This window comes from Cupriavidus consociatus (genome assembly GCF_017814975.1).
Lineage (GTDB): Bacteria > Pseudomonadota > Gammaproteobacteria > Burkholderiales > Burkholderiaceae > Cupriavidus > Cupriavidus consociatus.
Window position 1 is genome coordinate 1 of the sequence record NZ_JAGIQA010000078.1, and the last position, 6,634, is coordinate 6,634.

At 57.0% G+C, this 6,634-nt stretch carries 7 protein-coding genes; all 7 read right to left on the bottom strand.

Annotation, left to right across the window (positions count from 1 at the left end):
• Positions 1–186: 186 nt before the first annotated feature.
• The 7 genes from J8I82_RS39500 to J8I82_RS36985 are packed head-to-tail and all read right to left on the bottom strand — an operon-like array spanning position 187 to position 6,366.
• On the bottom strand, positions 187–642 hold the full coding sequence (locus J8I82_RS39500) for a tyrosine-type recombinase/integrase (RefSeq protein WP_336620935.1): 456 nt from the start codon (positions 640–642) through the stop codon (positions 187–189).
• Positions 633–1,184, bottom strand: a complete 552-nt coding sequence (locus J8I82_RS39505) for a tyrosine-type recombinase/integrase (RefSeq protein ID WP_336620936.1) — start codon at positions 1,182–1,184, stop codon at positions 633–635. Before J8I82_RS39505 ends, J8I82_RS39500 begins: the two co-directional genes overlap by 10 nt.
• Positions 1,181–2,125, bottom strand: coding sequence for a tyrosine-type recombinase/integrase (locus tag J8I82_RS36965; protein WP_209765506.1), 945 nt, complete (start codon positions 2,123–2,125; stop codon positions 1,181–1,183). Before J8I82_RS36965 ends, J8I82_RS39505 begins: the two co-directional genes overlap by 4 nt.
• Positions 2,122–3,348: a site-specific integrase gene (locus tag J8I82_RS36970; RefSeq protein ID WP_209765508.1), complete on the bottom strand. Its 1,227-nt coding sequence runs from the start codon at positions 3,346–3,348 to the stop codon at positions 2,122–2,124. Before J8I82_RS36970 ends, J8I82_RS36965 begins: the two co-directional genes overlap by 4 nt.
• Positions 3,349–3,401: 53 nt before the next feature.
• A complete protein-coding gene (locus tag J8I82_RS36975; RefSeq protein ID WP_209765510.1) occupies positions 3,402–4,265 on the bottom strand; it encodes a tyrosine-type recombinase/integrase in 864 nt (287 codons plus the stop codon).
• A complete protein-coding gene (locus J8I82_RS36980) occupies positions 4,262–5,212 on the bottom strand; it encodes a tyrosine-type recombinase/integrase (RefSeq protein WP_245180622.1) in 951 nt (316 codons plus the stop codon). Before J8I82_RS36980 ends, J8I82_RS36975 begins: the two co-directional genes overlap by 4 nt.
• A complete protein-coding gene (locus J8I82_RS36985; protein ID WP_209765512.1) occupies positions 5,191–6,366 on the bottom strand; it encodes a site-specific integrase in 1,176 nt (391 codons plus the stop codon). The genes J8I82_RS36980 and J8I82_RS36985 overlap by 22 nt, the downstream gene beginning before the upstream one ends.
• Positions 6,367–6,634 lie beyond the last annotated feature (268 nt).

Consider the following 6,634-nt stretch of genomic DNA (forward strand, 5'->3'; position numbering starts at 1 on the left):
CGTCAGCGCACCACTGCCGGTGAACGCCAGCCATGGGCGCTCGCTCTCCTCCCCCTCCCGCGTCAGCGGGTTAGTACTAGCGACACTATATGCCCTTCCTGACTATGTCTTGTAATGAGGATGAGCTTCCGGGCTACGTGTTGTAGAGCCATTCCGTCCGTCATTACCCGACATAGCTTCTTGGCTCTACAGTCCATTCAGGAAGCCGAGAAGTTGATCCGTCGGCCGGTAGCGTCCTGGCTTGCCGTGAGCGAGAGATGTCTTCGCGAGAGCCTGCTCCTTCATCGCAAGTGTCGCTTCGAGATAGATCTGCGTGGTTTCCACCGATTCATGCCCGAGCCACAGCGCAATCACGGAACGATCAACGCCCGCCTGCAGAAGGTCCATGGCCATCGTATGCCTCAAACGGTGAACGGTGACCTGTTTGTGCTTCAACGACGGACAAATTATTGACGCGGTCTCTCGATGCTTGTTTAGCAGATACTGCACGCCATGAACAGTGAGACGTTCGCCCCTCGCGTTTGGAAAAAGCACGTCACCCTCACCGCGCTGGGGTTCACGGAGCCAGGCTTTCAGTACTGTGAGCGTGGATCTGACGATGGGTGTGCAACGCTCTTTCCGACCCTTGCCAATCACGCGCACGTGGGCACCGACTCCGAGAACAAGGTCATCGCGTTGAGTCCAGTCATCTCGGACAGGCGCAGGCCAGTTTGCACCGCGACCAGCAAAAAGGCGTGATCGCGTCGGCCGGACCAGGTACGCTGGTCCGGTGCGGCAAGCAGGGCATCGACTTCCTGACGAGTCAGGAATTGCACCAGGGTGCGGGTAAAGCGCTTGCTGGGGATAGCGAGCACCCGCTGGATTTGAGCGGAATGAGCCGGCGTCTCGAGCGCCGCGTAACGAAAGAAGGAATGAATTGCCGTGAGGCGAAGATTTCGACTGCGAACGCTCACGCCCTGACGCTTCTCCAGGTAGTCGAGAAATGCAACGATCAAAGGGGCATCGATTTCCTCGAAATTCATGCGTGAAGGCTGCCGGTGAAGGCGTTCTTGTGCAAACTTGAGGAATTGACGGAAGGTATCGCGATAGGAACTGATCGTGTGGGGACTCGCCTGACGCTGCTGCATCAGGCGTTGCGTAAAGAAGCGCTCCAGCAACGGAGCGAGGCTGGCGGTAGTAGTCATGGTTGAATCTCCCAGCGCTGTTCGAGACGGCGCATCGCCTCGCGCATCAGCTCCGGTGAGGCGTTCAGATACCACTGCGTATCCGCGATGTGGACATGACCGAGGTAAGCTGACAGGATGGGCAGGCGGCGCTCGGGGTCCTGTCCGGAACGATACCAGCGTAAAAGCGAATTCGTCGCAAATACGTGCCTCATATCATGCAGACGTGGCCCGTGACTGTCGGCTGCGCCACGCAGACCGATCTGCCGGGACAATGTATAGAAGTGTCGATGAATCTCGCCACTATCCAGACGGTTGCCTTGGTTAGACACGAACAAGTAGGAGGACACGGGTCGCCCTGCCCAGTGGCGTTTGCGTCGTGCAATATAGTCTTCGAGCACTTTGCAGGTCGACGCGTGCATTGGAACGAACCGGGACTTGCCAAGTTTGGCGCCGCGAATCGTCAATATTGCCGCCGTCAGATCGATGTCTTGAAGCTCAAGATTGCGCGCTTCGCCCAGACGCATGCCCGATACGCTCAGCAAGCCAAACAGGCAGTAATAGGTCCATGGTTGCAGTTCGTCGCGCGCGTAGCGGCAAGGTATCTGAAGCGCAGCATGGAGTAGTCTGCGAATCTCGTCGCTCGAGTATAGGTATGGTCGGGCCCGCTTCGGCGAGAACGGCAGCAGACCCGGTGCAGGAATCTGTGTGCGTGGGTCAGTCGCACTACGATGGCGTGCAAACTCGCGCACGATACTGAGTCGTCGCGCCCAGTGCGCGGGTTGGACGTTGGAAGGTTGCTGGGCCCACATAAGAGCCAATGCCTGGGTGATGACGGAAGCGCGGTGCTTCTCCATAAACGCGACGAAATCAGGCAATGCCTTGCCGGCCTCTCTAAGCTTGAAGCCCAAGCTCCGCCTGAGGTCCAGATACTCCTGAACGGCCTGCCGCAGCGTGTTCATTGCACACCTCCCGGCCACGGTACGGCCAGCGTACGCAATGCCTCTATGTCGATCTTCGTGTAGATCTTCGTGGTCTGCGGATGATGATGTCCCAACAACTCACCAATTTCACTGAGTGACGCGCCGTGACGGAGCATCTGGCTGGCCAGTGCATGACGAAACTGGTGCGCCCCAGTTGTTGGGGCGTTGATACCGGCGCGCTGGAGCGAATGCCGAACGATGGAGCCCACGCCACACGAACTACGAAAGCCGGTGATAGGCGCCTTGGCACGCAAAAATACACGGCGACTGGTGCTCTGCGGTCTCCCGTATCGAAGGTATGCTGCAATCGCCTTGCCAACATCGGCGGGCAAAGGCAGCCCGTTACGCTGGCCACTCTTGCCGCGCACGCTTAAAACTCCTGTGTTCCAGTCAATATCTTCGAGCTCGAGAAATGCCACCTCCCCAGAACGCAGTCCTAGGCGCGCAAGGAGCAGGATGATGGCGTAATCACGACGACCAACGGCAGTCCGTCGATCAATGCTGACCAGCAGTTGCTGAATCTGCTCTGGCGGAATCCCGCGAGGGATGGACTGCATCGACCAGTTGGCCACGACAGGAACAGCGGCAGCCAGATCGAGGGCCATGTCGCCCCGAAAGCGCGCGTAACGTAGAAAGGATCGCAGCGCGGTAGTCATCAGCTTCGCGCGCTTCAGATGCAGACGCGGTGCCTGACATTGGACAAAGCTCACGACATCGCCAGCACGCAAACGCGAAAGCCTGACGCGCCCGTCATCAAAGCAATGTTCGAGAAACTCCCTAATGAACGGCACGTAGTAGACGATCGTCGCTTTGGACAGGGCGCGCGCCTCGTGCAGATACTCAATGTAAGCCAGGGTACAGGACTCTATCGGGGAAAGCCGACGCGCGGGCATCCTCTGCGCCGAAATCAGCCTCTCACGATCGAGAAAGGCGATGAGATGCCTGAGCGCAGCACGGTCTCCCGTAGCCGGTCGCGCGTGCCGCGCACGATAACGTAAGTATTGCTCGCAGTGAGCCGGACAGACGTTATGCAAGTCAATTCCGTTTCGGCCCAGCCAACGGCTAAAACCTGTAGCGAGCCGAACGTGGTACTTCAGTGACTGCGTGCAGTATCCCTGCGCAGCGATCGAGTTCGCAAAGGCGACGATATGGGCCGAGAGCGGGCCTTCTGGCGCGACACGGTCATGGATGCTGTATCTCATGATGGACTCCTTTCCAGATGCACTGGGGCTGATGGGAGGAGTCCAGACTATCTCTATCTCTGTGCAGCCGTTTGCCTATGAAATAGGAACATCGTTCGATTACAAGACATAGTCAGGAAGGGCATATAGTGCCTCAACACATGCGGCGTTACCCGTTTCTTTCGCAGCGAAGGACATCCCTTGGCAGCCTGCGCTGTGTACTTCTTCAGGAGATGTTGTACCGCGTCCGAACTGAGATGGCCACCTCGAACGCTCGGGAAGAGTGCGTCGCCGTCGGACATGCCAGACTCTTTCATCCAGGCTTTGAGAGCGGTGGCGGTCTGTTTGCTGAATGGAGTAACGCGCTGTTTGCGGCCTTTACCGACAACGTCAACGTGCGCGCCTGTGCCAAGGGTCACATCCTCGCGTTTGAGGCCGGTCATATCCGACACACGCAGGCCTGTCTCTACTGCCAGTAGGAGTAAAGCGTGATCGCGGCGTCCACTCCAGGCGCGTTGATCCGGTGCAGCGAGCAGCGCCTTGACTTCCGGCTGCGTCAGAAAGTGAATGAGCGCGCGATTGTAGCGTTTGCCGGGCATCGACAGCACGCGTTGAATTTGCGCGGAATATGCGGGTGCCTCGAAGGCCGCGTAACGGAAGAACGAGCGGATCGCAGTCAGACGCAGATTGCAGGTGTGAGCGCTGATGGCCCGAGTTTGCTCCAGATCATTCAGAAACGCTGTCACGAGGGGCGCGTTGATGTCCTCGAATGCCAGATGATCCGGTGTTTTGTGCAAACGCTTGTAGGCAAAGCGAAGCAGCAGCCTGAACGTGTCCCGATATGAACTGATGGTATGCGGACTGGCCTGCCGCTGCTGCATGAGACGCTCTGTAAAGAACCTCTGCACTAATGTTGGGAAGCTGACAGTAGATTTCATGACACATTCTTCCAACGGCACTCCAGGCGCTTCATCGCCTGCTTCATGAGCTCTGGGTGCTGCTCTACGTACCAGTACGTATCGCTCGTCCACTGGTGCCCGAGGAAGGTCGACAGCACCGGCAACCAACGCTGCGGATCTTTACCCGATCGGTCTAACCTCACAAGCGTCGTGACCGCAAATAAATGGCGATAGTCGATCAGGCGCGGCGCGCGCCTTGTTGAGGAATCGCGTAGACCAATTTTTCGTGTCAGCGCCGTAAAAGTGTGGGAGACCATATCTCCACTGAGAGGCTTGCCTTGCGAAGTGATGAACACATGGGTTTCCGGGCGCCCAGCAAGACATCGCTCACGACGTCGAAGATAGGCTGCAAGTGCATCTCGGGTGGAGGAATGAATAGGAACCCATCTCGACTTGCCAAATTTGCTTCCCCGAACTGTCAGCACACACTCTCTCAAGTCGACGTCTTCAAGCTCCAGTTTGACTGCTTCACCGGGTCGCAATCCCGTAACGCTTAGCAGGCCTATTAGCGTAAAATAAGTCCACCGCCGTAGTCCCGATGCCGGAGGAAGGGCCAGCGCTGCAGCCAATATCTGCTCGGTTTCCTCATCGGTGTAAAGGTAGGGAGCGCGCCGAAGATATCGGCGTGGTAACAATTCGGCTGGTGGAATCTCTGTGCGCGGATCGAACGCATTCAGATAGCGTGCAAAGCCACGTACCACACCTAACCGCTGAGCCCAGATCGCCAGTTGAACCGTCGGGGATTTTTGTGCCCAGGTCAAGGCCAGCGACGTGGTAATGCGAGACGCCCGACGTTGTTCCATAAAGGAGACGAAGTCTTCCAGACGGCGGCCAGCTTCATGGAGTTTGAATCCCAGATGACGGCGCATCGTCAGGTAGTCTTGCATTGATTTGCGTAACGTACTCATGGTCTGGTGCTCGGCCATGGAAGCGCCAAGGTACGCAGTGAATCCAGATCGACCTTAGCGTATATTCTCGTCGACTCGGGATTCTTGTGGCGCAAGACCTCGCTGATCTCGGCCAGGGAGGATCCTTGACGCAGCATCTGCGTCGCTAACGCATGCCGGAATTGATGCGCCCCTTTTCTCGGCGAATCGATACCCGCCCGCTCCAAGGCGTATTGGACCACATTGCGTACTGCTTTTTCCGTCTTAAAGCCACGAATCGGCGCGTTTATACGCAGGAAGAGACTGCGACTCTCAGAATAGGCGCGACCGTTTTTCAGATAGTCTACGATTGCTTTACCTACCGGCGCGACTAAAGGCAACGACGATTCCTGACCGCCTTTTCCGTGAATGTTCAGCGTACCGGTTTCCCAATCGATGTCATCCAATGTCAGGGACACCACCTCACCACTACGCAATCCTAGCCGAGCAAGGAGGAGCAGAATCGCGTAATCCCGGCGGCCGACGGGGCGACGACGATCGCAACTGGCCAATGCTCGGCTGGCATATTCAGGGGATATTGCTCTGGGAATTGACGCCATAGACCAGTGGGCTACCCAGGGGATCACCCCAGCGAGGTCAAGCTTGATAGAGCCTCGGTAACGAGCATACTGCAAGAACGAGCGCAAGACCTTTGCCATCGATTGCGCTCGCGTGGGACATTGAACGGCCTCATTCTGAACAAATGAGATGATCTCTTGGGCCCTGAGATCCGAGAGCCGCGCCGCCCCGTCACCGAATTGCTTCATTAAGAACAAACGCACACACCACCGATATCTCCTAATCGTCGTGGCAGCCAGGCCTCGTTCCTGATGCAGATACAAAGAGTATTCGTCTACCAACTTTTCAACAGGTGTCTGCGCAACGGGAGCCTCCTTTGCAAGGGATCCATTCTCTTGGAGTAATTGCACAAAGCGTCTTAGTGCATATCTTGCGCCCTTGCGAGGACATCGGTGATGTGCTCGGTAGTGTAAGTAACGCTCCGCAATTTCGTGCGTGACTTCCTCGATCGACATCTTCTTGTGCTTGAGCCACAAGCTGAAATCGGCAATGAGACGCAAGTGTCTGCGAACAGATTCCCGCGCATAACCTTGCTCGTTGAGCAGACGTTCAAATGCACCGAGGTGTTCAGCCAAGGGTCCCTCGGGCGCATCGAGCGAGTGCGACCGCGTTTTCTGGCACAACTTCTCCATGACCTGCTACGCCTCTCTTAAAAGCGGGCGGACATTGGTTAGACTATGCCGAACGCCTTTCCGTTCAGTCGCCTTGAATTTGCCATCGCTTTGTCCAAATCAACCATAGTTAACGATGCGGCATAGTTGAAGTTGTACTAACCCGCTGACGCGGGAGGGGGAGGAGAGCGAGCGCCCATGGCTGGCGTTCACCGGCAGTGGTGCGCTGACG